The organism is Nocardiopsis camelliae (genome assembly GCF_028993595.1).
Classification (GTDB): domain Bacteria; phylum Actinomycetota; class Actinomycetes; order Streptosporangiales; family Streptosporangiaceae; genus Nocardiopsis; species Nocardiopsis dassonvillei.
In genome coordinates this window covers 3,081,294-3,106,468 of the sequence record NZ_CP118614.1, presented here as the reverse complement: position 1 = coordinate 3,106,468, position 25,175 = coordinate 3,081,294, and the positions used below count along the sequence as shown (strand labels likewise).

General features: G+C 74.7%; 21 protein-coding genes. 11 read left to right on the top strand and 10 right to left on the bottom strand.

What is annotated here, in order from left to right; translation table 11 throughout:
- Positions 1 to 69: 69 nt before the first annotated feature.
- Entirely contained in the window at positions 70 to 1,032 is a 963-nt protein-coding gene (locus PV789_RS13555; RefSeq protein WP_274977767.1) for an MBL fold metallo-hydrolase, read from the bottom strand.
- Between the two features lie 359 nt (positions 1,033 to 1,391).
- Between PV789_RS13555 and PV789_RS13550 the strand changes: the two genes are divergently transcribed.
- Together PV789_RS13550 and PV789_RS13545 are read left to right on the top strand one after the other, a co-directional pair.
- The gene (locus PV789_RS13550; RefSeq protein WP_274977766.1) at positions 1,392 to 1,925 is read left to right on the top strand and encodes a MarR family winged helix-turn-helix transcriptional regulator; all 534 of its coding nucleotides are present in this window, start codon (positions 1,392 to 1,394) and stop codon (positions 1,923 to 1,925) included.
- Positions 1,926 to 2,198: 273 nt separating this feature from the next.
- Positions 2,199 to 3,257, top strand: coding sequence for an aminotransferase class V-fold PLP-dependent enzyme (locus PV789_RS13545; RefSeq protein ID WP_274977765.1), 1,059 nt, complete (start codon positions 2,199 to 2,201; stop codon positions 3,255 to 3,257).
- A 222-nt stretch (positions 3,258 to 3,479) separates the two neighbouring features.
- Here the strand turns inward: PV789_RS13545 and PV789_RS13540 are convergent, their stop codons facing one another.
- Positions 3,480 to 4,745, bottom strand: a complete 1,266-nt coding sequence (locus PV789_RS13540) for a GNAT family N-acetyltransferase (RefSeq protein ID WP_274977764.1) — start codon at positions 4,743 to 4,745, stop codon at positions 3,480 to 3,482.
- A 358-nt stretch (positions 4,746 to 5,103) separates the two neighbouring features.
- Here PV789_RS13540 and PV789_RS13535 point away from each other — a divergent pair, with 358 nt between their 5' ends.
- Positions 5,104 to 5,565 (top strand): GNAT family N-acetyltransferase, encoded by a 462-nt coding sequence (locus PV789_RS13535; RefSeq protein WP_274977763.1) that lies wholly within the window; start codon positions 5,104 to 5,106, stop codon positions 5,563 to 5,565.
- A gap of 69 nt (positions 5,566 to 5,634) precedes the next feature.
- On the opposite strand, the gene PV789_RS13530 is transcribed toward PV789_RS13535, so the two are convergent.
- Both PV789_RS13530 and PV789_RS13525 read right to left on the bottom strand, forming a co-directional pair.
- Positions 5,635 to 7,242, bottom strand: a complete 1,608-nt coding sequence (locus tag PV789_RS13530) for an ABC-F family ATP-binding cassette domain-containing protein (RefSeq protein ID WP_274977762.1) — start codon at positions 7,240 to 7,242, stop codon at positions 5,635 to 5,637.
- 718 nt (positions 7,243 to 7,960) lie between these two features.
- Positions 7,961 to 9,229 (bottom strand): GNAT family N-acetyltransferase, encoded by a 1,269-nt coding sequence (locus PV789_RS13525; protein ID WP_274977761.1) that lies wholly within the window; start codon positions 9,227 to 9,229, stop codon positions 7,961 to 7,963.
- Positions 9,230 to 9,536: 307 nt separating this feature from the next.
- Between PV789_RS13525 and PV789_RS13520 the strand changes: the two genes are divergently transcribed.
- Together PV789_RS13520 and PV789_RS13515 are read left to right on the top strand one after the other, a co-directional pair.
- Complete coding sequence (locus PV789_RS13520; RefSeq protein WP_274978132.1) at positions 9,537 to 10,553, top strand: N-acetylglucosamine kinase; 1,017 nt, start codon at positions 9,537 to 9,539, stop codon at positions 10,551 to 10,553.
- Positions 10,554 to 10,989: 436 nt separating this feature from the next.
- Positions 10,990 to 11,841: a siderophore-interacting protein gene (locus PV789_RS13515; RefSeq protein WP_274977760.1), complete on the top strand. Its 852-nt coding sequence runs from the start codon at positions 10,990 to 10,992 to the stop codon at positions 11,839 to 11,841.
- Between the two features lie 170 nt (positions 11,842 to 12,011).
- Here the strand turns inward: PV789_RS13515 and PV789_RS13510 are convergent, their stop codons facing one another.
- On the bottom strand, positions 12,012 to 13,370 hold the full coding sequence (locus PV789_RS13510) for a dihydrolipoyl dehydrogenase family protein (protein WP_274977759.1): 1,359 nt from the start codon (positions 13,368 to 13,370) through the stop codon (positions 12,012 to 12,014).
- Between the two features lie 299 nt (positions 13,371 to 13,669).
- Between PV789_RS13510 and PV789_RS13505 the strand changes: the two genes are divergently transcribed.
- Entirely contained in the window at positions 13,670 to 14,302 is a 633-nt protein-coding gene (locus tag PV789_RS13505; RefSeq protein ID WP_248770255.1) for a trimeric intracellular cation channel family protein, read from the top strand.
- On the opposite strand, the gene PV789_RS13500 is transcribed toward PV789_RS13505, so the two are convergent.
- Positions 14,257 to 15,267 carry a LysR family transcriptional regulator gene (locus tag PV789_RS13500; protein ID WP_274977758.1) on the bottom strand — a complete coding sequence of 337 codons (1,011 nt, stop codon included), beginning with the start codon at positions 15,265 to 15,267 and terminating at the stop codon, positions 14,257 to 14,259. The genes PV789_RS13505 and PV789_RS13500 overlap by 46 nt on opposite strands.
- 101 nt (positions 15,268 to 15,368) lie before the next feature.
- Between PV789_RS13500 and PV789_RS13495 the strand changes: the two genes are divergently transcribed.
- From PV789_RS13495 to PV789_RS13485, 3 genes are all read left to right on the top strand, one after another.
- On the top strand, positions 15,369 to 16,292 hold the full coding sequence (locus PV789_RS13495) for a threonine/serine dehydratase (protein ID WP_274977757.1): 924 nt from the start codon (positions 15,369 to 15,371) through the stop codon (positions 16,290 to 16,292).
- 149 nt (positions 16,293 to 16,441) lie between these two features.
- Entirely contained in the window at positions 16,442 to 17,113 is a 672-nt protein-coding gene (locus PV789_RS13490) for a lysophospholipid acyltransferase family protein (protein ID WP_274977756.1), read from the top strand.
- A gap of 205 nt (positions 17,114 to 17,318) precedes the next feature.
- The gene (locus PV789_RS13485) at positions 17,319 to 17,813 is read left to right on the top strand and encodes a metallophosphoesterase family protein (protein ID WP_274977755.1); all 495 of its coding nucleotides are present in this window, start codon (positions 17,319 to 17,321) and stop codon (positions 17,811 to 17,813) included.
- Positions 17,814 to 17,968: 155 nt separating this feature from the next.
- Here PV789_RS13485 and PV789_RS13480 read toward each other — a convergent pair whose 3' ends face one another.
- Complete coding sequence (locus PV789_RS13480; protein ID WP_274977754.1) at positions 17,969 to 19,015, bottom strand: sodium:calcium antiporter; 1,047 nt, start codon at positions 19,013 to 19,015, stop codon at positions 17,969 to 17,971.
- A gap of 241 nt (positions 19,016 to 19,256) precedes the next feature.
- Here PV789_RS13480 and PV789_RS13475 point away from each other — a divergent pair, with 241 nt between their 5' ends.
- A complete protein-coding gene (locus PV789_RS13475) occupies positions 19,257 to 20,162 on the top strand; it encodes a manganese catalase (RefSeq protein ID WP_274977753.1) in 906 nt (301 codons plus the stop codon).
- 280 nt (positions 20,163 to 20,442) lie between these two features.
- On the top strand, positions 20,443 to 21,219 hold the full coding sequence (locus PV789_RS13470) for a YqjF family protein (protein ID WP_274977752.1): 777 nt from the start codon (positions 20,443 to 20,445) through the stop codon (positions 21,217 to 21,219).
- Between the two features lie 321 nt (positions 21,220 to 21,540).
- On the opposite strand, the gene PV789_RS13465 is transcribed toward PV789_RS13470, so the two are convergent.
- From PV789_RS13465 to PV789_RS13455, 3 genes are read right to left on the bottom strand one after another with little or no spacing between them, the layout of a single operon-like run.
- Positions 21,541 to 23,634, bottom strand: coding sequence for a xanthine dehydrogenase family protein molybdopterin-binding subunit (locus tag PV789_RS13465; protein ID WP_274977751.1), 2,094 nt, complete (start codon positions 23,632 to 23,634; stop codon positions 21,541 to 21,543).
- Positions 23,631 to 24,626 carry an FAD binding domain-containing protein gene (locus PV789_RS13460; RefSeq protein WP_274977750.1) on the bottom strand — a complete coding sequence of 332 codons (996 nt, stop codon included), beginning with the start codon at positions 24,624 to 24,626 and terminating at the stop codon, positions 23,631 to 23,633. Before PV789_RS13460 ends, PV789_RS13465 begins: the two co-directional genes overlap by 4 nt.
- A complete protein-coding gene (locus PV789_RS13455; RefSeq protein ID WP_274977749.1) occupies positions 24,623 to 25,126 on the bottom strand; it encodes a 2Fe-2S iron-sulfur cluster-binding protein in 504 nt (167 codons plus the stop codon). The genes PV789_RS13460 and PV789_RS13455 overlap by 4 nt, the downstream gene beginning before the upstream one ends.
- Positions 25,127 to 25,175: the final 49 nt, after the last annotated feature.

The following is a 25,175-nucleotide window of genomic DNA, read 5'->3' as shown; positions in this document are numbered from 1 at the left end:
TGGACGCCCCGTACGGGCGTGGAAGGGATCGGGAGTCGGCGGGCGGGGCGGCGGGTCGGCCGCGGCGGTTCAGCCCTGGAGCTGGTCCCAGACCTCGCGGTCGCGCTCGGCGGTCCAGATGACCGGGCGCTCGATGCCGGAGAACTCGTCCCACAGGCGGGAGACGTCGAAGGGCAGGCAGTGCTCGAAGATGGGCCAGTGGCCGTAGTCGCCGACGAGGGCGGCGTGGGTGGCCTCGAAGGCCTCCTTGAGGGTGCCGCCGCGTCCGTGGACGGCGCCGACCTCGCGGATCATGACGTCGAGGAAGCCGCGGGTCTGCTCGATGGCGGCGTCGACCTCCTCGCGGCCGCGGCTGACCGCGCCGCGCCCGCCGACGAGCATCTCGGCCTCCAGGGACTTGACGCCGTCCAGGGTGGCCCCGGCCCAGTCGCGGTGGAAGGCGTCGCCGGTGTAGAGGGCGGCCTGGGCCTCGACGAGGTCCCCGGCGAAGAGGATCTTCTGCTCGGGCAGCCAGGCGACGATGTCGCCCTCGGTGTGGCCGCGTCCGAAGTACTGGAGGACCAGCTCGCCGCGGTCGCCGCCCAGATCGATGGTGGTGCGGTCGGCGAAGGTCTGGGTGGGCCAGGTCAGCCCGGGCACGGAGTCGGCGTCCTTGGCCAGGCGCGGCATGCGGGCGAACTCGCTGGCCCAGTCCTCCTCGCCGCGCTCGCGGATGAGCTCGTGGGTCTTCTCGTGGGTCAGGATGATCTCGGCGTCGAAGGCGCTGGCGCCCAGGACGCGGACCGCGTGGTAGTGCGAGAGCACCAGGTAGCGGATCGGCTTGTCGGTGTGCTCGCGCAGCTTGGCGAGCCACTCCCCCGCGGCGGCGGGCGTGGCCAGGGCCTCGAAGGCCACGAGGAAGTCCTCGCCCTCGATGGCGCCCACGTTCGGGTCGCCCTCGGCGGTGAGGGCGTAGACGCCGTCGGCCAGGACCTCCAGGGTCTGCTCCTTGGCCTCGGTGTCGGCGGATGAGGCGAACGGCTTGGCTGCCATGGTCGGGGCCCTTCACTCGCTCCGGACGGCTGCCGCCGCCCAATTGATCAAAGGTTTGATGATCCTGACCATAACGTGCTCCGCGCCACAGGACCAAGAGGCCCGGAGCCCACTACTGAGTGATACAGATCACATGATACGACGGCGATGGACGTGCCCGCCGACCTCCCACCTGGCGGTTCGCGAGCGCGGTCGCGGCGGGGGTACGCGGTGCCGCGGCGGCTCCGACCGGTGCCGACGCGCGCGCCGGGCCGCCCGCCGTGTGCCGGAACCGGGGGCGGCCGTCCGCCGACCGGCGCGGACGCGCGGGGCCGGGCTCGACCGGTCCCGGCGGCAGATCAGGCACTAGGCTGACCGACGTGACCCACGACACCGCCCCCGAACTCACCTTCTGGTCCTTCGTGGACTACGCGGTGCGGAAGGCCGAGCAGGAACTGCCCTCCGTGAACGCCGACGCCATGCGGATGGTCCTGACCCTCAACCGGGCGACGAGCATGGTCGTCTACGACCTGGAGTCGTCCGTGCACCGCCCGCGCGGTCTCACCTGGCCCGGGTTCCGGGTGATCTTCGCGCTGTGGCTGGCCGGTCCCATGGAGGCCAAGACCACCGCCGAGATCTCGGGGATGAGCCGGGCCGCGCTGTCCGCGCTGCTCAACACCCTCGAACGCGACGGGCTCATCGTGCGCGAGCGCGCCGCCCACGACCGGCGCGCCCTCCAGCTCAGCCTCACCGAGGCCGGGTACCGGGCGATCCTCGGCGGTTTCCGGGCGCACAACCGGCGCGAGAGCGCCTGGGCCGAGGCGCTGGAACCCGACGAGCGTCAGGAACTCGTGCGCCTGCTCAACAAGCTCATGGCGGGCTCCACCGAGGCCGAGGCCAAGTTCCGTATCTGAGATCCGAGGTCGCCGGGGGCTGGAAGAGGGGCCGCACGGTCCGCTCCGACCACTCCGAGCGCCGTCCGGCGCGGAAGACGGTCCGCGCCCCTCCGTTCGGCTGCTCCGGCGGCGCGAAGAGCAGTCCGCCCCCGGGACCCTCCCCCGGCGGGAGGCGGTCCGCCTTCGGGCACGGAGGGCGGCCCGAAGGTTCGGCCCACGCCGCGAAATGCAGTCCGTTCCCGACCGGAATGGACCTTGAGCGGCCCCCGCCGCGCTGTGAGCATCAGGGGCATGGATGAAGCCGGACGGGCCCGCCTGCGGGCCGCGCAGCAGGAGTTCGCTGCCGAGAACACCTACCTCAACACCGCCACGCACGGCCTGACGCCCCGGCGGGCGCTGCGGGCCCTGGACCAGCACACCCGCGACGTGGCCGCGGGCCGGTTCCAGCCGGGCGCGGCCGACGCGGGCATCGAGCGCGCCCGCTCCGCCTACGCGCGCCTGAACGGGTTGTCCCCCGCTGATGTGGCCATCGGCAGCCACGCCTCACAGTTCGTGGGCACCGTCGCCGCCAGCCTGGCCCCGGGCGCGCGGGTGCTGACGGCGGCCGACGAGTTCAGCTCGGTCGTCCACCCCTTCATGGCCGGGGCGGACGCGGGGATCAGCGTGCGCGAGGTGCCCCTGGCCGACCTGGCCTCGCGGGTGGGCCCGGACACCGACCTGGTGGCGGTCTCGGCCGTGCAGTCCGCCGACGGCGCGATCGCCCCCGTGGAGGACCTGATCGCGGCCTGCGCCGACCACGGGGCGCGGCTGCTGCTGGACACCACCCAGGCCGCCGGGTGGCTGCCGCTGCCCGTGGACCGGGTCGACTACACGGTGTGCGCCACGTACAAGTGGCTGCTGGGCCCGCGCGGTTCGGCACTGCTCACCGGCACCGAGGAGGCGCTGGCCGAACTCTCCCCGCTCGCCGCGAACTGGTACGGGGCGCACGAGCCCTGGAAGTCGCTCTACGGCGGCCCGCTGCGGCTGGCCGAGGGCGCGCGGCGCCTGGACCTGGCGCCGGTGTGGGGGGCGTGGGTCGGGCTGGAGGAGACCCTGTCCCTGGTGGAGGAGGTGGGGGTGGAGGTCGTCCGCGAGCACGACGCGGCCCTGGGCGACCGCTTCCGCGAGGCCATGGACATGGAGCCCGCCGGGTCGGCGATCGTGTCGGTCCCGGTGCCCGAGGGAGCGGTGGAGCGGGTGGCCGAGGCGGGGATCGTCACGGCGGCCCGCAACGGGCGGATGCGCGCGGCGTTCCACCTGTACAACGACGAGTCCGACGTGGACCGGCTGGTCAAGGCGCTCAAGGGCTGAGGTGCTGAACGGCTGAGGACGCGGGTGCGGCCCCGCCGGTGGGCGGGGCCGGGCCGCTGGCGTTCGGCGCCTCCGGTTCCCAACGCGGTCCGGAGGCGTCACCGGCGCACGGCTCTGGCCTCCACCGCCGCCGGAACGCGGAGGTCAAGGCCGTTACCGGTGCACGGGTGCCGGGTCCCGGCGCACCGGTACCCCGGAGGCCGGACCACCGCACCCCCGTGGTCAGAAGATCAGACCGCAGAAGGGCGCGCGGGAGCGGCGCAGGGCCGCGTCCAGGCGCTCCACCGTTCCCGGGGTGTGCTCGGTGATCAGGCCCGCGCGCAGGTAGCCGTCCAGCGTGGTCTGACCCAGGTGGGCGGCGCCCAGATGCGACACGTCCAGGCTGACGTCGGGGGCGGCGTCGGTGGCCTCCACGCGGGCGCCTCCGGTGTCGGCCTTGACGTGCCAGCGTCCGGCGTTCCAGGGGGCGAACCGGTCAGCGACCTCCAGGACCGTCTCGACGGGCGCGGCGTAGGAGCGCTCGGACAGGGCTCCGGGCACGTCCACCAGCCGCACCCACAGGGAGGTGTAGAGCGTGGGCGCCGCCCGGCCGCTGTCCACGAGCAGGTGACGCAGCGGGTCGTCCACGGCCAGGAAGTCGAAGGTGATCTCGGTGACCAGGTCGCGGTTGAACAGGTGGTCGTACAGGGCGGTCCAGGCGGCCGGGGTCGTGGCGGTGATCTCCTTGACGTACACCTCTCCGCGCGAGCCGTCGCGCTCCCACCTGTTGCGGGTGCGGTAGAGCGCGTAGCCCAGCGGCCCGTCGGGGCCGCTGACCACCGCGGCGCGCAGCGGGCCGCGGCCCTCGCGGAACTGGACCTGGTCGCGCAGAGCCCGGTCCCACCAGTGGGCGGCGCGCTGGAACTGGCCGACCTGGACGGCGGCGACCTCGCGGTGGACGCGCTCCAGGTCCGGGCGCACCTGCCCGGGGTCGGCCAGGCGGACCCGCAGAGCGGGGTCGCGGGGCGCGTCGGCGCGCAGGCGGGCGTGGGGCTGGCGGACGGCGGTCTCCATCTCGGTGACCGCCGGGCCGTAGCCGAACCGGCCGTAGATGGCGCCCTCGGAGGCCCACAGCGCGGCGTAGTGTTCTCCGCGCGCGTGGATGTCGGCGAGCTGGCGGCGCATGAGCGCGCTGAGCACGCCGCGGCGGCGGTACGTGGGCCACACGCCCACGCCGGTCACCCCGGCCACCGGGCGCGGGCCGCCGGGCAGGGCCATCTCGAAGGCGAAGTCGTTGACCGCGCCCACGATCTCGTCCCCGTCCACGGCGACCAGGACGCGGTCGTAGCCCTCGGCGTCCAGGAGGGGGCGCAGGAAGGGCTCGCGGTCCTCGGGCGGGTCCGAGGACAGCAGCGCCTCACCGACGACGCGCATCACCTCGGCGTACTCGTCGCGGTCGGTTCCCCGTACGGTCCATTCGGTCGGGGTGACGTCCCCTCCGGCGTTCACGTGTGCGTTCCTCCACTCTTCGAACCGGGAACCGGCGCACTCGCGGCGAGGGCGGGACGGGCCCGGGTTCCACTTCATGTTCAGGGCGATACTGGCATGTTCCGGACATATGGCCCAGACCCGGGCTCCAGTCCCGGGGAGCGTGCCCGTGGCTTCCGGCGCGGGGCGCACGGCGCACAGGGCCCGGAGGGCCAGAGCCACAACGTACGGACTCCACCGGAGGGCGTGCCACTCCTTTTCGCAGTGCGGGGCGGGTCCGATGACGTCCGTGCGGGCGCGGGGACGCGTTCCTCGTGGGTTCCCGACGCCTCCGGTGCGTGCACTGGTGGCCGACCGCGGCCGGTACTACGGTGCTGCCATGCTGTTGCGCTCCGCCCGCCCCGGGGACGGCCCGGGCATCGCCGCCCTGATCGGCCGCGCCTCACCGCACCTGGACAAGAAGGGCTACCCGGCCTCGCTGCTGCCCGAGGACATGGTGGTGCTCGTCGCGGAGGCGGACGGCGCGGTGGTGGGGTGGGTGGAGGGCGTGCTGGACGGCGTCTACGAGGGGTCGGGGAGCCCGGCACCGCCGCCGCACGGGTACGTGCTGGCGGTGGTGGTGGACCCGGAGTGGAGACGGCTCGGGGTCGGCAGGGGCCTGTTGGAGGGGTTCGTGGACCGGGCCCGCGCGACCGGGGTCGAGTGGGTGTTCCTGCTGCCCGAGGAGGGCGAGGGCGCCGAGGGCAGGGTGGAGTTCTTCCTCCGGTGCGGGTTCACGCCCGTGCACGACCCCGACAGGGAGTGGCCCGCCATGGGGCGGTGGACCCGCGACGCCGGGTAGCCCGGAGCGGAGACGGCAGGAGCGCCGCCGGTGCCCGCCGGGTTCCTCCCCGGCGGGCACCGGTCGGCATCAGTCCCCCAGTCCGGCGCGCTGGCGCAGGCCTCCCTCCCGGTCGATCTCCAGGACGGTGTCGATCCCGAGCCTGCGCAGGAACCCGTGGTCGTGGCTGACGACCAGGAGCGCGCCGCGGTAGGCGTCGAGGGCCTCGGCGAGCTGCTCGACGCTGGAGGTGTCGAGGTTGTTCGTCGGCTCGTCCAGGACGAGCAGCTGCGCGGGCGGCTCCGCCAGGAGCAGCGTGGCGAGGCAGACGCGGAACCGCTCGCCGCCGGAGAGCGTGGCGACGGGGCGGTCGACGCCGTCCCCGCGCAGCAGCAGGCGGGCGAGCTGGTTGCGGACCTCGCCCGGCGGCGTGCCGGGGGCGACCGCCCGCACGTTCTCCAGCGCGCTCGCGGCGTCGTCCAGGCCGTCCAGGCGCTGGGGCAGGTAGCCCACCCGGGCGGTGAGGAGCGTGCCGTGCGCGCGGCCGGGGGCCGGGGAGCCGCCGTGGACGAGCTGCTGGAGCAGGGTCGACTTACCGGCTCCGTTGGGGCCGACCAGGGCGACGCGTTCGGGCCCCTGGACCACGACGGTGCGGCCCCGGGCGTGGAACTCGGCCAGGCGGCGTCCGCGCGGCACGTCCGGATCGGGCAGTGCGAGGCGGATGTGCTCGTCCTCGCGTACGCGCGCGTCGGCGGCGTCGACCGCGGCCTGCGCGGCCTGGACCTTGTCGTCGAGGGTCGAGCGCATCGCCCCGGCCGAGGCCTGCGCCTTGCTGGCCCGGTTTCCCGCGAGGATCTTGGGGATGCCGCCGTCCTTCTGCGTCTTCCTGGCCGTGCGCTCGCGGCGGGCGAGCTTGGTCTCGGCCTCCACGCGCTGGCGCTTCTCGACCTTGAGGGCCTGCTGCGCGGACCGGGCCGCCTGGACGGCTGCGGCCTGCTCCTGTTCGAGGTGCTCCTTCCAGGCGCTGTAGGGGCCGCCGAACACGTCCAGGCTCCCGGCGTGGAGTTCGGCGGTGCTGTCCATGTGTTCGAGCAGTTCGAGGTCGTGGCTGACGACGACGAGGGTGCCGGGCCAGGTGTCGACGAACGCGGCGAGCCTGGCCCGGGTGGGCCGGTCGAGGTTGTTGGTGGGCTCGTCGAGCAGGGTGATCGGGGTGCGACGCAGGCGCATGCCGGTGACGGCGATGAGGACCGCCTCACCGCCGGAGACCTGCGCGACGCGGCGGTCGAGGTCGGCGGCGGTGAACCCGATCTCGTGCAGGGCCTCGTCGGCGCGCGCCTCGATGTCCCAGTCGTCGCCGACCGCGTCGAAGTGGCGTTCGTCGGCGTCGCCCGCCTCGATCGCGCGGAGCGCGGCGAGGGTGGCGTCGATGCCGAGCAGTTCGGCGACCGTCGCGTCCGTGCCCAGGGTCAGGTTCTGCGGGAGGTAGCCGACGTCGCCGACTGCGTCGACGCGCCCCGATGTGGGGCGCAGGAGACCGGCGATCAGGCGCAGCAGGGTGGACTTGCCCGCGCCGTTGCGGCCGACGAGTCCGGTGCGCCCGGTCGTGAGGGTGCCGCTCACGCGGTCGATGGCGACCGTGCCGTCCGGCCAGGCGAAGGTGAGGTCGGTGAGTGTGACGGCGGACTTGGTGGACATGCTGGGAGCTCTCCTCGTGCCCGGCGGCGGGCGACCAGCGTGGTCGGGCCGCGGGGCGGGGTCGTTGGCGGGGGAACACGCGAACGCCGACGGGGCTGTGCCGGGCGGGTGCGTGTTCGAGCCGTGGCGGGCCGCGGGAGCGGGCGGATCGGCGTCACCGCGCGTACGGGGACGAGGCGGGAGTCCTTGACGACTTCCCGGGCCGTCGCCACGCGCAGGCGGAAGAGGTGCCGATCGTCTGCGCTCCCGGATGCGGGGCGGACGTCACCGCGCGCACGGGGGCGCGATCGGTGGTCGGCGTCAGAACGCGCCGGAACGGACCGGGTCGGGGAGCGGGCCACGACGCCGCTGGGCGTACGCGGACAGAGCGCCCCCGACGAGGTCGAGGTCGTTCACCGGGGCGCGGTACGCGCCCTCGCGGGTGAAGGCCACCGGCGGTTCGGTGGCTAGAGTCTGTCGACCTCGATGAGCTCCATGGCCGTCATGCTACCAGCGGGCCCTGGGAACGCATCGGGGTCCTTGGGGTGCCTGTGGCCACTGGGGCTCCCGAGGGCCGTTGGGAACCCCTGAGACCACTGGGGCTCCCTGGGACCGCTGAGGCCCCGGGCCCCCGCCGTATGGAGCTGACCGATGCCCGCGTGACAGCGGACGCAGGGGACCGTGTGCCCCGCGCACCATGGGCGGAGGCGCGGGGCCGGGCCCTCAGAAGGCCGGTTCCTCAGAAGTCGGTGCCGCAGAAGGGCGCGCGCGGCGCGTGCAGGGCGGTGTCCAGGCGGGCAGCAGCGCCGGGGGCGAGTTCGGTGAGCAGTCCCGCGTCCGCGAAGGCGCTCAGCGTGCGTCTGCCGAGGTAGGCCGCGCCCAGGTGGGAGGCGTCCAGGGCGAGTTCGGGGGCGGCCTCGGTCGGGCTCACGCGGGCACCGCCGGTGTCCGCCTCCAGGCGCCAGCGCCCGGCGTTCCAGGGGGCGTAGCGGTCGGCGACCTCCAGCACCGTGTCCACCGGGGCGGCGTAGGGGCGGTCGGACAGAGCGCCGGGCAGGTCCACCAGGCGCACCCACAGGGCGTCGAAGTCCCGCCGGACCAGGCGCCGGGGGTCGGCCAGCAGGACGGTGAGGGGGTCGTCCTCGGGCAGTTTCTCGAAGACCGCCTCGCTGGTCAGGTCGCGGTCCAGGAGGTGTTCGTAGAGGGCGACCCGGGCGGCGGTGGAGACGGAGGCCAGCTCGCGCACCACCACCCGCCCCGAGGGAAGACCGTCCTCCCAGCGGTTGACGACGCGGTACAGCGCGTAGCCGCAGGGTCCGTCGGGGCCGCGCACCAGGGCCGCGCGCAGTCGTCCGGGCCCGCCGGCCTCCTTGTCCTGGAGGATCAGGCTCCACCAGTGCTCGTCGCGGGCGAGCTGGCCCGCCCGTTGGGGCAGCGCCTCGCGGTACACCCGCTCCACCTCCTGGCGGACCTCGGCGGTCTCGGCCAGTTCGAGGGTGAGGGAGGGGTCCCGGGGCGCGTCGGGGCGCAGGCGGGCGTGGGCGCGCTGGAGGGTCGCGTTGGTCTCGCGGAAGGCCAGGCCGTAGCCGAAGCGGGCGTAGATGCCGCCCTCGGAGGCCCACAACGTGGAGAGTTTCTCGCCCCGGTCCCGGACGTCGGCGAGCTGGCGGCGCATGAGAGCGCTGAGGACGCCGCGGCGGCGATAGGTGGGCCACACTCCCACGCCGGTCACCCCGGCCACCGGGCGGGGCCCGCCGGGCATGGTCATCTCGAAACCGTTGGACAGGGCGGTGCCGACGACGCGGTCGCCGTCCACGGCGAGCAGGGTGCGGTCGTGCTCGGTGGTGGGGTGGTCGCGTTCGTTGTCCAGGATCTCCCGGGCGGAGAGGTTGAGGGCCTCGCAGAAGACCCTGACGGCCTCGGGGTGGTCCTTTTCCGTACCCTCGCGCACGGTCCACGCGGGGGCGTCGTCGCGGCGGGAGGGGTCGTGCTGTGGCGCTCCTGTCATGGCACCGAGCCTCTCAGCCGCCGTGGGGAGGACGCCAGTGGATTTCCCGGCGCGCCGCCCGCCTCCTCCGCGTCCGCATCGCGGGCGCCCGCTCCCCTGTGCGCGGCCGCTGCGGCGGACGGCCTCCTGCGCGTGCGCGGCGCGGACCCGGTCGCCGGGGCGAGGTGGACCGGACGAGGCGGACCGGCCGCCGTGACGAGTAATACGCGGTGCCACGGGGCACCTCTCCCCTGTGACACGTACGATCTCCTCTTCTTCCCGTGCCCGATCCGACCAGTCGGGCGACCGGCGCGGACTCGTCCTGGGGGTGGACGCCGGGGGCACCGCCACCCGGGCGCTGGTGGCCACCCTTTCCGGAGAGCGGCTGGGCGAGGCCCGGGCCGGGGGCGCCAACCCCAACTCCCACGGCGCGGAGCGGGCCGCCGAGCGGCTGGCCGAGGCGGTGTCGGGTGCGCTCGACGCGGCCGGGCCGCGGGCGCGCGGGGCCGTGGCCTTCGGCGTGGTCGGCCTGGCGGGGGTGACCGCGCTGCGCGACGACGAGGTGCGCGCGTGCCTGGAGCGGGCCCTGGCCGGAGCGGGACTGGCTCCGGAGAACACGGCGTTCACCGGCGACGACGAGGTGGCCTTCGCCTCGGGCACACCGGGGCCCGACGGAACGGTGCTGATCGCGGGGACCGGGGCGATCGCCACCCGGGTCGAGGAGCGCAGGCGGACCCGTTCCGCGGACGGCATGGGGTGGCTGATCGGCGACGAGGGGTCGGGGTTCTGGATCGGGCACCAGGCGGCACGGGAGACGGCGCGGCAGCTGTCCCGGGGCGGGGAACTGAGTCCGCTGGCGCGCGCGGTGGCCAAGCGGGTCATTCCGGGCCAGCGCCCCTCGGGAGGGGAGGAACACCTGCCCGAGGAGCACGCCCGCAACTTCGCCCGGCTCCTGACCACGGCCGCCCCGGTCACGCTGGCCGCGCTGGCCCCCCTGGTCAGCGATGCCCATGCGCAGGGCGATCCGGCGGCCGAGGTGATCGTGGAGGCCGCCGCGGGTCACCTGGCGCACTCGGTGCACCAGGTGCGCTCTCCCGGGGAGAGCCTGCCGGTGGTGCTGGCGGGCGGGGTGCTCTCGCGGTCCGAACCGGTGCGCACGGCGCTCACCCGCAAGCTGGCGCTGTGCGCGGCGGGGGCTCAGGTCGCCACGGCAGGGTGCACGGCGGGCGCGGCGGCCTGGCTGGCGGCCCTGCGGGCGGGGGCTCCCGAGGACGACCGGCGACTGCACGCGGTGTTCACCCTGGCCGACCGCGCCCCGGGCAAGGACCGCCCCGACGCCGCCTGAGGGCGCACGCCCGCACTGCGCCGTGACAGCGGGGTCGCCCACGGTGATCTCGCTACCGGCGTCGCTGTCGGTGTCGGCGGTGGCCCTGGCAGCGGGATCGTCCCCGGCGGGCGCGATCCCGCTCGGCGCGGTCGACCGCCCGCAGCGAAAACGGGCCCGGGGTCGCAGGCGCGGGCTCCGGGCCCGATCCGACCGCCCCGCACGCGCGAGCCGGTCCCGTAAGCGGGCGGGAGGCGCTCCCCACCGCGACCACTCCGCACGCGCGAGCCGGTCCCGCCCCGGGGCGGGCTGCCGCAGCCGCCCGACGGGGCGCGACGTGATGCTGGTTCCTGATTCGGGTTCCACCAGGGCGTAGGTTTTGCCCTGGTGCGTCACTGTGCCTTACGGTAAGTCCCACTTAGGTTTACCTAACTCACCCCGGAAGAAAGAGGGCGCCGTGGCACAGCGGCAGGGACGGGCCAGGACCGTCCACACCGGAAGGGTCGAGGCGGTCGAGCAGATCACCCCGCACATGGTCAGGGTCGTCCTGGGCGGGGAGGGCCTGGACGCGTTCTCCACCGACGGGCACACCGACAGCTACGTCAAGCTGCTCTTCCCGCCGCCCGCGCCCGGCGACACCGAACCCTTCGACCTGGAGCGCGTGCGCGCCGAACGCCCCCGCGAGGAGTGGCCGGTCACCCGTACCTACACCGTGCGCGACTGGGACGCCGAGGCCCGGCGGCTCACCCTCGACTTCGTCCACCACGGCGGCACCGGGCTGGCCGGGGTGTGGGCGGCCGGCGCCAGGCCGGGCGACCGGCTGCGCCTGATGGGCCCCGGCGGCGCCTACTCCCCCGACACCGGCGCCGACTGGCACCTGCTGGCCGGGGACGAGAGCGCCCTGCCCGCCATCGCCGCCGCCGTGCAGGCGCTGGCCCCGGACGCCGCCGCCCACGTGTTCGTCGAGGTCGGCGGCCCGGAGGACGAGCTGAAGCTGGAGGGCGGCTCGGGCGTCCACGTGCACTGGCTGCACCGGGGGGACGAGGCCGTGGGCTCGGTCCTGGTCCCCGCCGTGCGCGCCCTCGACTTCCCCGCGGGACGCGTCCACGCGTTCGTGCACGGCGAGGCCGCCTTCGTCCGCGACCTGCGCCGTCTGCTGCGCGTCGAGCACGGCCTACCCAAGGAGCAACTGTCGGTGTCGGGCTACTGGCGGCTGGGCCGCGACGAGGACGGCTGGCAGTCGAGCAAGGCCGAGTGGAACCGCGGTGTGGAGGCCGAGGAGGAGGCCGCCCTGGCGGGGAGGGCCTGACCTCCCCGCCGGGCGCGCCCGCGCCCCGATGCGTTCCGCCTCCGGAGAGGTCGGCGCCTCGGACACCGGCCGCCCCAGGCCTCTCCCCCGGGGCGTCCGCGTGCCGGGGCATCAGGGGCGCGGAGGCCGGGCGGCGTCCGGCCGCCCCGCCGGACGCCGGTGCCGCCGCCTCACATCTTCAGGTTCTCCAGGGCGATGAGGTAGGCCTCGTTGTACGTGGGGAACTGCGGGATCGAGTCGAGCAGCGCCGCGACCGGCAGGCCGGTGCGGATCGCCAGCGCCGCGGTGTGGATCCACTCCGAGGCCATCGGGGAGAACGCCCACGCGCCCACCAGCACCCCCCGGCGGCGGTCGGCGACCAGGCCCAGGGTGCCGCGCGGGTCGGTGTCGTAGGTCCAGGGCCGGGCCAGGGTCTGGGGCAGGTCGGCCTCGGCGGTGGCCGTGTCGATCCCCTGTTCCCGCGCCTCGGCCTCGGTCAGCCCCACCCCGGCGATCTCGGGGTAGGAGAAGACCACGCGCGGCACGCCGGTGTAGTCGGCGGCCCGGTCGGTGCCCAGGATGTTGTCGGCGACCACGCGCCCCTGGTACTTGGCCACGTGCGTGAACAGGGCCCGGCCGGTGGCGTCGCCGACACCCCACAGCCCGGGCGCCGCGCGGCAGCGCTCGTCCACGCGCAGACCGGAGTGGTCCAGCTCCACCCCGAGCTCCTCCAGCCCCAGGCCGCCGCCGCGCGGGCGGCGGCCGGTGGCGAGCACGACCACGTCCGCCTCCACGTGTGCGCCGTTGTCCAGGGTCGCGCGGATGCCGTCGCCGTCCCGGGACACCGCGGAGACCTGGGTGTTCAGGTGCACGGTGACGCCGTCGCGGTCGAACTGGTCGCTGATCAGCTCGCACAAGCGGGGTTCCTCGCGGTTCACCAGGCGCGGGCCGCGCTGGACCAGGGTGACCTGGGAGCCCATCCGGGCCAGGAACTGGCCCAGCTCCACCCCCACGGCGCTGCCGCCGACCACGACGGCCCGGCCGGGCACGTCGGTGAGGGTGGTGGCCTCGCGGTTGGTCCACACCACGGAGGGGTCCAGGTCGTCCAGCCCCTCGATCGGCGGGCGCACCGCCTCCGAGCCGGTGGCCACGACGACGTGGTCGGCGGTGACCTCGGTGTCGCCCACCGCCACCCGCCACGGGTCGCGGCCGATGACGCGCCCCTCGCCGCGCAGGACCAGGGCGCCCTGGTCCCGGTACCCCTGGACCTGCGCGGAGTCGTCCAGGTGGCGGATCATCTGGTCCCGGTAGTCGCGCAGCTCGGGCCAGCGCAGGTCCGGGCGGGAGACACCGGCGGCGCCGTCGGCCTCCTGGCGCACCTCCGGCGGGCGCAGCAGCACCTTGGTGGGGATGCAGGCCCAGTAGCCGCACTCGCCGCCGATGAGTTCGCGCTCGACCACCGCCACGCGCTTGCCGGCGGCGAGCAGCCTGCCCGCGACGGTCTCACCGCCCGGCCCCATTCCGATGACGATCGCGTCCATGTGTTGCATGTGTCCTCGTTCCGCCAGGGTCCCGGTCACCCCCGATGGTGTCGCCTGCCCGTGTTCCGGGGAAGTCCCGACACGCCGTCATTCTCCGGGTTCGCGCGGCCCGGTCCGGGCCGGGGGGACGGTGCCCTGGTCACGGCCGTGCGCGCCGCGGTCCGGGCCGCCCCGGGCGGCGGAACGACCCGGTGCGGCGCGTCACAGCGCCCGCGCGCGTCACACCCGTCCCGGACGTGGTGGAATGGCCGATCGGCCCTTTGGGCGCCGCCCTGTCCGAAAGGAACCGCCGTCCCCGGCGCACGCGCATGTCCACGCAGACCCTGATCCTCGTCCTGGACCTCGTCGGCATCCTCGCCTTCGCCGTCGACGGTGCGCTGACCGGTATCCGCACCGCGCGCCTGGACATCGTCGGCGTCCTGGCCCTGGGCGTGGTGACCGCCCTGGGCGGCGGCGTCATCCGCGACTTGCTGCTCGGCGTGACCCCCGCGACCTTCCAGGACTGGCGTTACATCTGCACGGCGCTGCTGGGCGCGACCGCCGCGTTCTTCCTCAGCAGGCAGCTCACCCACCTGAACCGGCCCATCCTCGTCTTCGACGCGGCCGGGCTGAGCCTGTTCGCGGTGATCGGGGCGACCAAGGCCCTGGAGCTGGGTTTCGGTCCGCTCCAGGCCACCCTGCTCGGCGTCGTCACCGGGGTGGGCGGCGGCACGATCCGCGACGTCCTGCTGAACCGGGTGCCGACGGTGCTGAGCGCCAACTCTCGCCTGTACGCCGTCCCCGCCCTGCTGGGCGCGGGCCTGGTCGCCGTCGCGTACTGGGCGGGCCTGACCTGGGGCTGGATCGCCGTGGTGGGGGCGGTGCTGTGCTTCACCGTGCGGCTGCTGGCGCTGCTCTACCGCTGGAACGCGCCCAGCCCGCCGGGTTCCCCTCCGCTGTGAGAACCGCCGGGGCCCTGTCCATCCGCTCCCCCGCCCGTGTCCGGCCCGCCCGCGTTCCCGGCTCCGCCGAGCACGCGGGAGGCGACGCCGCGCAGGAGTTCGACCATCGCCGGGACGGGCTCGGGCGGGCGGCGCCGGTGGACGGCGTAGATCTCGCGGGCCAGGCGGGTGCCGCGCAGCGGGCGGCTGACGCAGCCGCCACGGCGGTCCGAGCGCAGGATGCTCAGCGGGACCAGGGCCACCCCCACCCCGGCCTCGACCAGGGCCAGGGCCACCTCGTAGTCGCGGGTCTCGTAGGCCACGTTCAGGCGCACCCCGGCGGCAGCGGCGGCGGTGTCCAGGCTGATCCGGTTGTAGATGCCCGGGGCCCCGCAGATCCACTCCTCGCCCGCCAGGTCGGCCAGCGCCACCTCGCGGTCGGCCAGGGCGTGGCCCTCGGGCACGACCACCAGCAGCGGGTCCACCAGAACGCGTTCGCGGTGCAGGCCCCCGGCGCGCGGCAGGGGCACGCCCGGGTAGCGGTGGGTCAGGAGCAGGTCCAGGTCGCCGGAGGCGACCAGGCCGTACCCGCCCGGGGGCTCGATGTCGGACAGCGACAGCCGCACCTGGGGGTGCTGGCGCCCGAAGGCGGCCAGGGTCGCGGGCAGCAGGACCTTGCCCGCGCTGGCGAAGGCCCCCAGGGACAGGCGGTCGGGGGACTCGCCCGCCACGGCGCGCACGGCGGCCTCGGCGTCGCGCAGCTCCCCCAGCACCCGCTCGCCGTGTTCGAGCAGGACCCGGCCCGCCTCGGTGAGGGTGGCCCCGGTGCGGCCGCGTTCGACCAGGGTGCAGCCGACCTCGCGCTCCAGCTTGGTGAGCTGCTGGGACAGGGCGGGCGGGGTGAAGGACAGGCGCTCGGCGGCCGCGGCGATCGACCCCGCGTGCGCGATCTCCACGAGCACCCGCACCCGGTTGGCGTCCAGCACGGCGAGCCTCCTTCCACACAAAGTCAGGTACAAAGTTTCGCTTAACGATCTTTAGCAGACCCAACTTTAAGTTAATGGCCGGTAGGGGCACAGTGGGCTGTATGAGCACCACGACCGCGCACGCCGCGCCCACGGCCACCGACGTCCGTGCCGCCGCCGAACGCATCGCCCCCTACGCCCGCCGCACCCCGGTCATGCACGCCGAGGTGGACGGGCGTCCGCTGACTCTCAAGCTGGAGCACCTCCAGCTCACCGGGGCGTTCAAGCTGCGCGGCGCCCTCAACGCCCTGCTGGGCGGGGAGGACACCGACCGGGTGATCACCGCCTCCGGCGGCAACCACGGCCTGGGGGTGGCCACCGCCGCCCGCCTGCTGGGCGTGCGCGCGACGGTCTACGTCCCCGAGTCGATCCCCGAGGCCAAGGCGGCGCCGCTGGCCGCCACCGGCGCCGAGATCGTCAGGGTGGGAGAGCACTACGCGGTGGCCGCCGAGGCGGCCCGCACCCGCGCCGAGGCCGAGGGGGTGCGCTACCTGCACGCCTTCGACGACGCCCTCGTCGTGGCCGGTCAGGGCACGATCGGACTGGAGATCGCCGCCGACGCGCCCGAGTGCGACACCATCGCCGTCGCGGTGGGCGGCGGCGGACTGGCGGCCGGGGTGCGCCTGGGCGCGGAGGGGCGCGAGGTCGTGGGCGCCGAACCCGAGGGCTGCGCGAGCATGCACGCCGCGATGGCCGCCGGGCACCCCGTGCAGACTCCCGTGGACTCGGTGGCCTCCTCCGCGCTGGGCGCGGCCACCCTGGGACGGGTCCCCTTCGAGGTGCTGAGCGCCCACCCGGTGACCCGGGCCCTGGTGAGCGACGCCGAGATCCTGCGGGCCCAGGACCGGCTCTGGGAGGAGTTCCGCATCGCCACCGAACCGGCCGCGGCCGTGCCCTTCGCCGCCTGGCTGGCGGGGCGCGTCCCCGGCGAGCGGCCGTGTCTGGTGGTGTGCGGGGCCAACGCCGAGTGGCGCCGCGTCGCCTGACCCCGTGGGGAATCCGCACGTCACGGGCCTGTTCCGCCCACCCTCCGACCATGGTGACCTGGGACACTCTCCTCGTGGCCGACCCGTTGTTACCCACGGGTCGGCCTTACATTGGACTCCGTCAACCGACCATTGGTGAGGGAGAACACGTGTTCTACGGTGCGTTGCGGCAGACGGTATCGGTACTCGCCCGTACCCTGTGCCGTCCGACCGTCGAGGGCCGTGAGAACGTCCCCGCCGACGGAGCGGTCCTGCTGGCCAGCAACCACCTGTCCTTCATCGACAGCGTGATCATCCCGCTGTCGGTCACCCAGCGCCGGGTGCGGTTCCTGGCCAAGTCCGACTACTTCGAGGGGACCGGCGTCAAGGGGCGCGTCACCAAGACCGTGTTCTCCTCCCTGGGCGCCATGCCGGTGCAGCGCCGCGACGCGCGCGGGGCCATGCTGTCCCTGGAGATGATGCTGGAGCGCCTGAACGAGGGCGAGGCCTGCGTGATCTACCCCGAGGGCACCCGCTCGCGGGACGGACGCCTGTACCGGGGGCGCACCGGCGTGGCCCATCTGGCGATGGAGTCCAAGGCCCCGGTCGTACCGGTGGCGGTGGCGGGGACCCAGGGCGTGCAGCCGGTCGGTGCGTCCATGCCGCGCCCGCACCCCTACAGCATCCGCTTCGGCGAACCGCTGGACTTCTCCACCGGCTACGACCACCTCGCCCCGGGCAAGGCGCGCCGGGAGATCACCGACCGGATCATGGACTCCATCCACGCACTGTCGGGCCAGGAGCGGGCCAAGGGGTACAACTCCCTCGGCGCCGACGAGTGACCCGCGCGCGGGTCCGCGACACGTGGTCCCGACCCGCGCGCCGGAGCACGACCGGCCCCCGCGGCGCTCCGGCGATGAAGCCTCACCGGCCGACCCGCGCACCGGAACGTGACCGGTCCCCGCCACGCCCCTGCGAGGCCTCCTCCCCAGCCGACCCGCGCGTGGAGGCACGCGACCGACACCCGCGTCGCCTACGCTTGCGCGCATGCGCGTACTGATCGTGTCCGACACCCACATCCCGCGCCGCGCCCGTGACCTGCCCGAACAGGTCTGGCGCGAGGTCGACCGGGCCGACGCGGTGATCCACGCCGGGGACTGGTGCGACCTGGCCAGCGTGGAACGCCTCGACGCGCGGGCCGCACTCCTGGTCGGCGTCCACGGCAACAACGACGGCGCCGACCTGCGCGCGCGGCTGCCCGAGGTCGCCCGCGCAACGCTCGGCGGGGTGCGCTTCGCGGTCGTGCACGAGACCGGCGACGCGCGCGGGCGCGAGAAGCGCTGCCAGGAGCGCTTCCCCGACTGCGACGTGCTGGTGTTCGGGCACTCCCACATCCCCTGGGACACCACGGCCCCTTCCGGTCTGCGCCTGCTCAACCCGGGCTCCCCCACCGACCGGCGGCGCCAGCCCCACCACACGTACATGACGCTGGCGGCCGAGGACGGACGCCTGGACGGGGTCCGACTGCACCGGGTGGGCTGAAAGGGGACCCCGGGGCCCGCGCCGCAGGAGCCGCCCCGTTCAGAAGCGACACCGTTCAGAAGCGACACCGTTCAGAAGGCGCCCCGCGCCACCGGCGTCGGAGGGCGTCCCGCTCGGAGCGAAGCCCGGGGCCCGCCCCGGGGGCGCGGTCGGCGTCAGAACGTGAGCACGCTGACGATCCCCAGGTAGAGCACGATCAGCAGCACGCCCTCGAAGCCGATCCGGCCCCACCCCTTCGCCTGGCGGATGATGAGCCCGGCGAGCAGGACCACGGTCATCAGCAGCGCGCCGACGGTGAGGAAGAGTTCGTCGGCCGTGGCCGCGTGGTACAGCGAACCCCCGCGGTAGAAGGCGTCACCCACCGCCACGTTGAGCGCGTCCAGGCTGTTGCCGCCGATGATGGCGGACACCGCCAGGGTCATCGCGCCCCGCCGGACCGCGGCGACCGCCGCGACCGTCTCGGGGATGGCGTTCACCGCGCCCATGGCCACCGCTCCGACCAGTCCGGCGCTGAGCCCGGTGGACTCCACGATCACGCCCGCCGCCTCGGCGAGCGCCCACCCGCCCACGGCCACCACGACGCCCACCACGAGGAAGCGCGCCCACAGCACGCCCGTGCCGGTACCGTCCTCCTCGTCGGTGCCGTCGTCGTCGGGGACGTCCACCACGGTCTCCCGGGTGCGCACGGCCCGCCACATGGGCTGCTCGTTCTCCTGCCTGATCAGCCAGAGCCCGCCCATGTAGAAGGCGATCATCCCGAGCGAGGCCGGGTGCACCCCCAGGAACGTCACGTCCGGGCCGAGGGCGGTGAGCACGACCACGGACAGCAGTCCGATGAGCAGGCAGCAGAAGAGCAGGTTCGCCGACGAGGCGGCGGCGTGCTCCAGGTTGGCGCGCCGGTAGAAGAAGTCGGCCACCGCCAGAGCCAGCGTCTGCGCGGCGATGCCCCCGACCGCGTTGCTGTAGGCCAGCCCGGGCTGGTCCCCGGCGGCGCTGACCGCGGTCATCACGATCCCCGACAGGGACGTGGCCAGTCCGAAGAAGACCGCGCCGAAGACCGCCTCACCCCAGCCGGTGCGGTCGGCCAGGACGTCGCCGAGGGAGGTCATCCGAACACTGGCCACCACGGTCACCGCGGCCACCAGGACGAAGATCGCGACGCTCCACCCCAGGGACCAGGGGGGAGATAACGCCTCCAGCATGTCCACCTCTTCCTTCTGCTGTGCTTCCGGACCGCATCTACCCCCTCCCTGCACGACAAACCCGGGCGGACACGGGCGGGCCGCCGGCGGGAGGGGCATCGGCCGAGCGGCCGGGAACGGCAGGCGCGGCTACACGGAAAGGCCAAATCCCCTCCAACCACCGTTAGCGACCGGAGGCCCCGGGTAGCCGGAGCCGGAATCACGCAGTGCGACGGCCACATCCCCCAGTGACGAGGTGGACATGTTCCGGCACACCAAACACCTTCAGTTCGAGGCCAAGCCCGAGGCTCCCGACGCGCTCTACGCGGCCAAGCTCCAGGAGCTCATCGGCGGCGCCTACGGCGAGATGACCGTCACCATGCAGTACCTGTTCCAGGGGTGGAACTGCCGCGTCGAGGGCAAGTACAAGGACCTGATCATGGACGTGGCCACCGAGGAGATCGGCCACGTCGAGATGCTCGCCACGATGGTGGCGCGCCTGCTGGAGGGCGCTCCGGCCACCACGGTGGCCAAGGCCGTCAAGGACCCGGCCGTGGCCGCGGTCGTGGGCGGGATGAATCCGCAACAGGCCATCGTCGCCGGTGGCGGCGCCGTACCGGCCGACTCCGGCGGCACCCCCTGGAACGGCAAGTACATCGTGGCCAGCGGCAACCTGCTGGCCGACTTCCGAGCCAACGCCGCGGCCGAGGCCCAGGGCAGGCTCCAGACCGCGCGCCTGTACAACATGACCGACGACCCCGGCGTCAAGGCCATGCTCCAGTTCAACCTGGCCCGCGACACCGTGCACCAGAACATGTGGCTGGCCGCGATCGAGGAGCTCCAGGAGGACGGCATGGAGGGCGAGATCGCGCCCGACGCGCTCTTCGACGAGGAGAACCAGGAGCACGCCAACACGATCTGGGGCCTGTCGGACGGCACGGCGGCCGCCAACGGCGGCTGGTCGCACCGGCCCGCCCCGGACGGCCGCCACGAGCTGCGCTACCTCGACCAGCCCCAGCCGCTCGGCGGCCCGGCCTCCGCTCCGCCCCCGGACCCGGCGCTGTACGGGACCGACGGCGGCCCCAGCGGTGAGGGCTCGGTCAAGGGCCCGTCCAAGGCCACCAAGGGCGAGGGGTTCGTGGACAAGCTCAAGGACTCCCTGGAGTGACCGGAACCGGCTCTGCCGTCCGCCCGTCCCGCTCCGCGCGGGGCGGGCGGACCCGTGTTCGGGGGTGCCCGCGGTGAGGGGCCGCCTCGCGGGGGCGGAACGGCCCCGGGCGCGAGGGGATCGGGTTCCGGCCGCACTGGCGCGGTTTCGGCTCCTCGGTTCCGACGGCTACCGAAGGACCGCAGTCCGCAGACGGGGCCGCGTCCCGGCGCGGATGGCACAGGCGTAGGCTCGGCCACGACACGGGCGCGGTCCGCGCCCCGGCGGAGCGGGAGGTCCGGTGCGGAAGAAGCCAGCGCGCGCGGACCGGCGGCGGCTGCCGCCCCTGGACCCGGACCCGCCGCCCCTGCCGGGGCCCGCGCCGTTCCACCAGGGCTGGTACGACGTCCTCTTCGCGCACTGGGCCGTCCCTCCCGAACGCGTGGCGCCGCTGCTGCCCGAACACACCCGGCCCGACGTGCTGGGCGGGACCACCTACGTCGGGTTCGTGGCCTTCCGCGTGCCCTTCACCACGGCCGCCGGGATCCCCGTGGGCGGGTTCGGCGAGGTCAACGTGCGCCTGTACTCGGTGGACGGGTACGGCCGCCGGGGCGTGGTCTTCCTGTCCATGGACGCCGACTCCGCGCACAACGTCCTGGCCGCCAGAGCCCTGGTCGGCGTGCCGTACATGTGGTCGGACGTGTCCCTGTACGCGGGCGGCGACGGCGTGCGCGCGGGCGCGGTGCGCCGCCGCCTTCCCCTGGGCGGGGCCCGGGGGCGGTGGCGGGCGACCGTGGGCGAGCGGGTGGAGCGCGAGTCCCGGCTGGAGCGGTTCGTGACCGCGCGCTGGGGCCTGCACACGCGACGCGCGGGACGCACGTGGTGGATCGGGGTGGACCATCCGCGCTGGCCGCTGTTCCGCGCGCACTCCTGGGCCTACGAGGGCGACCTGCTCCGGGCGGCGGGTGTGCGCGTGGACGACCCGGAACCGGTGTCGGTGCTGTGGTCGCCCGGCGTGGACACCGGTGTGCGCCCCTCGCCGCTGCCCGCTCCCCGGACGGGGCCGCTCCCCCCGTAGCGTTCCCCGCCCGCCGGGGGCGGGCCCTGCGGCTGGCCCCTCCGACGGTCGGCACCCACCGCGCCGAGGGGCCGCGGCCACCGTCGTCGGGATCGGCGGGCCCGGCACGGACGGCCTCGCCGGGTACCCGTTCGGCCCGGTCGCTCCCCTGCGGGCCTTGGCCACGGACGAGGCGCGAAGGGCTCGCGCCCGCCGCGTCCGCGAGCCGGAGGAGGACGACGCGGACGGACTCCTCCCGTGAACCGCGCCTCCCGCCCCTGGCGGCCCTGCCGGGGCGTGCCCGGTCGCGGTGCGCCCGCGCGGGCGCACCGCGACCGGCCGTCAGCGCAGGAGCTTGTCCGCCGTGACCGGCAGGTCGCGCACCCTGATCCCCGTGGCGTGGTGGACGGCGTTGGCCACCGCCGCGGCGGTGCCGACGATGCCGATCTCACCGGCGCCCCGCGAGCCCATGGGGGTGGCGCGGGGGTCCTCCTCGTCCAGCCACTCCGCCCGCAGGTCGCCCACGTCGGCGTTGGTGGGGACGTGGTACTCGGCGAAGTCGCCGTTGGCGATGTGGCCGTACCTCGGGTCCCGGAAGCTCTCCTCGTGCAGCGCCATCGACAGGCCCATGACCATCCCGCCGAGGAACTGCGAGCGCGCCGTGCGCGGGTTGACCACCCGGCCGATGGAGAACAGGCCGTACATGCGCGGCACCCGGACCTCGCCCGTGTCCGCGTTCACCCGCGCCTCGGCGAAGTGCGCCCCGAAGGAGTAGACCGAGTACGACTCGTCCACGGTGTCCTCCGCCCCGCTGCCCTCGGCCTCCGCGCCCGGGGCCGGGGAGTCCCCGTGCCGGTCGCGGAAGGCGCGGGCGGCGGTCACGATGGCCGTCCCCCAGGAGCTGGTTCCGCTGGAGCCGCCCGCGACCGAGGCCGACGGGAAGGCGGTGTCGCCGATGCGCAGCCGGATGTCGGAGGCGGGCAGGCCCAGCGCGTCGGCGGCGATCTGGGTGAGCGCGGTCCAGGCCCCGGTGCCGATGTCCACCGCGCCGATGGAGACCTCGTAACGGCCGTCCCGGCCGTAGCGGACGCGGGCCACCGAGCCGGGGTTGAACAGGTGCGGGTAGCTCGCCGAGGCCACGCCGGTGCCCACCAGCCAGTCCCCCTCCCGGCGGACGCCGGGGCGGGGGTCGCGTCCGTGCCAGCCGAAGCGCTCGGCGCCCTCGCGCAGGCACCGCACCAGGCGCCGGTCCGACCACGGGGAGCCGCTCTGGGGGTCGGTCCCGGGTTCGTTGCGCACGCGCAGCTCGATCGGGTCGACGCCGCAGGCCTGGGCGAGTTCGTCCATGGCGGCCTCGGCGGCGTACATGCCCGGCGCCTCGCCGGGGGCGCGCATCCAGAAGTTGACCGGCACGTCCAGGGGCGCGATCCGGTGGGTGGTGCGGCGGTTGGGCGCGGCGTACATCCACCGCGAGCACATCGCGCTGTTCTCGGTGAACTCCTTGATCCTGGCGGTCTGCTCCACGGAGTCGTGGACGACCGCGGACAGGCGCCCGTCGCGGTCGGCGCCCAGGCGCAGGCGCTGGATGGTAGGCGTGCGGTAGCCCACCAGGCAGAACATCTGCTGGCGGGTCAGCGCGAACTTGACCGGCCGCCCGGGCAGGGCGCGGGCGGCCATCGCGGCCAGGACGTCGTGCGCGTGCGCCTCGCCCTTGGAGCCGAAGCCGCCGCCCACGTGGGGCGCGACCACCCGGACACGTTCGGGGTCGAGCCCGAACACCCCGGCCACGGAGGCGCGGACCACGTGCACGCCCTGGGTGGAGTCGTAGAGGGTGAGGTGGCCGGTGTCCTCCTCCCACAGGGCCGTGGTGGTGTGCGGCTCCATGGGGTTGTTGTGCTCGGTGGGCGTGCTGTAGGTCTGGTCGACCACGATTTCGGCGGCGGCCAGGGCCGCGTCGGGGTCGCCCTGCTCGGTGTCGGAGGCGGGGCCCCCGTCGTCCTCGCCCACGGGCCGGTAGAGGCCGCGGTGGTCGGCGGTGAGCACCACGTCGTGCGCGGAGCGCTCGTAGTCCACCTTCACGAGTCCGGCCGCCTGGCGGGCGGTCTCGGGGGTGTCGGCCACGACCGCGGCGACGAACTGGCCGTGGAAGGACACCTCGTGGGACTGGAGCACCGCGAACTCGCGGTCCTCGGTGTCGGCGAGGCGTTCGGCGTTGTCCGGGGTCAGGACGGCGCGCACCCCGGACAGCGCCTCGGCGGCGGAGGCGTCGACCGCGGTGACGCGCCCGCGTGCGACGGTGGACAGCACCGGGTGCAGGTACAGGGGGTCGGTGAGCGGGTGCTCGTAGGCGTAGGGCGCCCGACCGGTGACCTTGTCGGCGCCCTCCAGACGGGTCAGCGGGCGGCCCATGGCCCGCGCGTCCAGCGTCCCGGTCATCGTGCCTCCTCCTCTGCGGTCAGGCCGCGCAGGGTCGCGGTCAGGGTGTTGACGGCCATGGGGACCTTGAAGGCGTTGTCCGGGCCGGTGGCGGCGTCGGCGAGTTCGGCGCGGGCGGCCTCGCGGAAGGCCTCCTCGGTGGCCGGTCCCCCGCGCAGCGCCTCCTCGGCGCGGCCGGCCCGCCAGGGCGCGTGCGCCAGGCCGCCGAAGGCCACGCGCACGTCCTCGACGGTGCCGTCCACCACGCGCAGCGCCGCGGCCACCGACACCAGGGCGAAGGCGTAGGAGGCGCGGTCGCGCACCTTGCGGTAGGCGGAGCGGGCGGCCAGGGGCAGGCGGGGCAGGTCGACGGCGGTGATGAGGTCGCCGTGTTCCAGGACGGTGTCGCGCTGGGGTTCGTCCCCCGGTAGGCGGTGCAGGCCGGGCATGTCCACGGTGCGCTCCCCGGCGGGTCCCAGCACGTGGACCCGGGCGCCCAGGGCGGTCAGGGCGACCGCCATGTCGGAGGGGTGGGTGGCCACGCAGTGCTCGGAGGCGCCCAGGACGGCGTTGTAGCGGCCGTAGCCCTCGATCGCCGAGCAGCCCGTGCCGGGTTCGCGCTTGTTGCAGGGCATGGCGGTGTTCTGGAAGTACACGCACCGGGTGCGCTGGAGGAGGTTGCCGCCCGTGGTGGCGGCGTTGCGGAGCTGGCCGGAGGCGCCCGCCAGCAGGGCCTGGGAGAGCACGGGGTAGTCGCGGCGAACGCCGGGGTGGGCGGCCAGGTCGCTGTTGGGCACGGCGGCGCCCACGCGCAGTCCGCCGTCGGGCAGTTCCTCGATCCGGTGGCTGAGCAGGTCGCGCACGTCCACGAGGGAGGTGGGCTCGGCGATGCCGAGCTTCATGTGGTCGACCAGGTTGGTGCCCCCGCCGATGTAGGAGGCCCCGGGGTCGCCCGCGACCGCGGTGACGGCCTCGTCGGCCCCGGCGGGGCGGGTGTAGTGGAAGGGTTTCACTGCGCGGCCTCCCGGATCGCGGCGACGATGTTGACGTAGGCGCCGCAGCGGCACAGGTTGCCGCTCATGCGCTCGCGGATCTCGTCGTCGTCGAGGTCGACCGGCGCCTGGAGGTCCTCGGTGACGTGGCTGGGCCAGTCGGCGGCGGCCTCCTCCAGCATGCCCACGGCCGAGCAGACCTGACCGGGCGTGCAGTAGCCGCACTGGAAGCCGTCGTTCTCGACGAAGGCGCGGGCGACGGGGTGCAGCTGTCCCTCCCCGGCGAGTCCGGCGGCGGTGGTGACGCTGGCGCCGTCGTGCGCGACCGCGAAGGTCAGGCAGGACACGACGCGGCGGCCCTCCAGCAGGACCGTGCAGGACCCGCACTGGCCGTGGTCGCAGCCCTTCTTGGGCGAGGTGACGCCCAGCCGGTCGCGTAGCGCGTCCAGCAGGGTGGTGCGTCTGTCGACGGTCAGCTCGCGTTTCTCCCCGTCGACGTGCAGTGTGATCGTGGCCTCCACCGGCAGTGCCCTTCCTCGTGTGTGGGTCGGTGTCCTGCGCGCCGCCGTC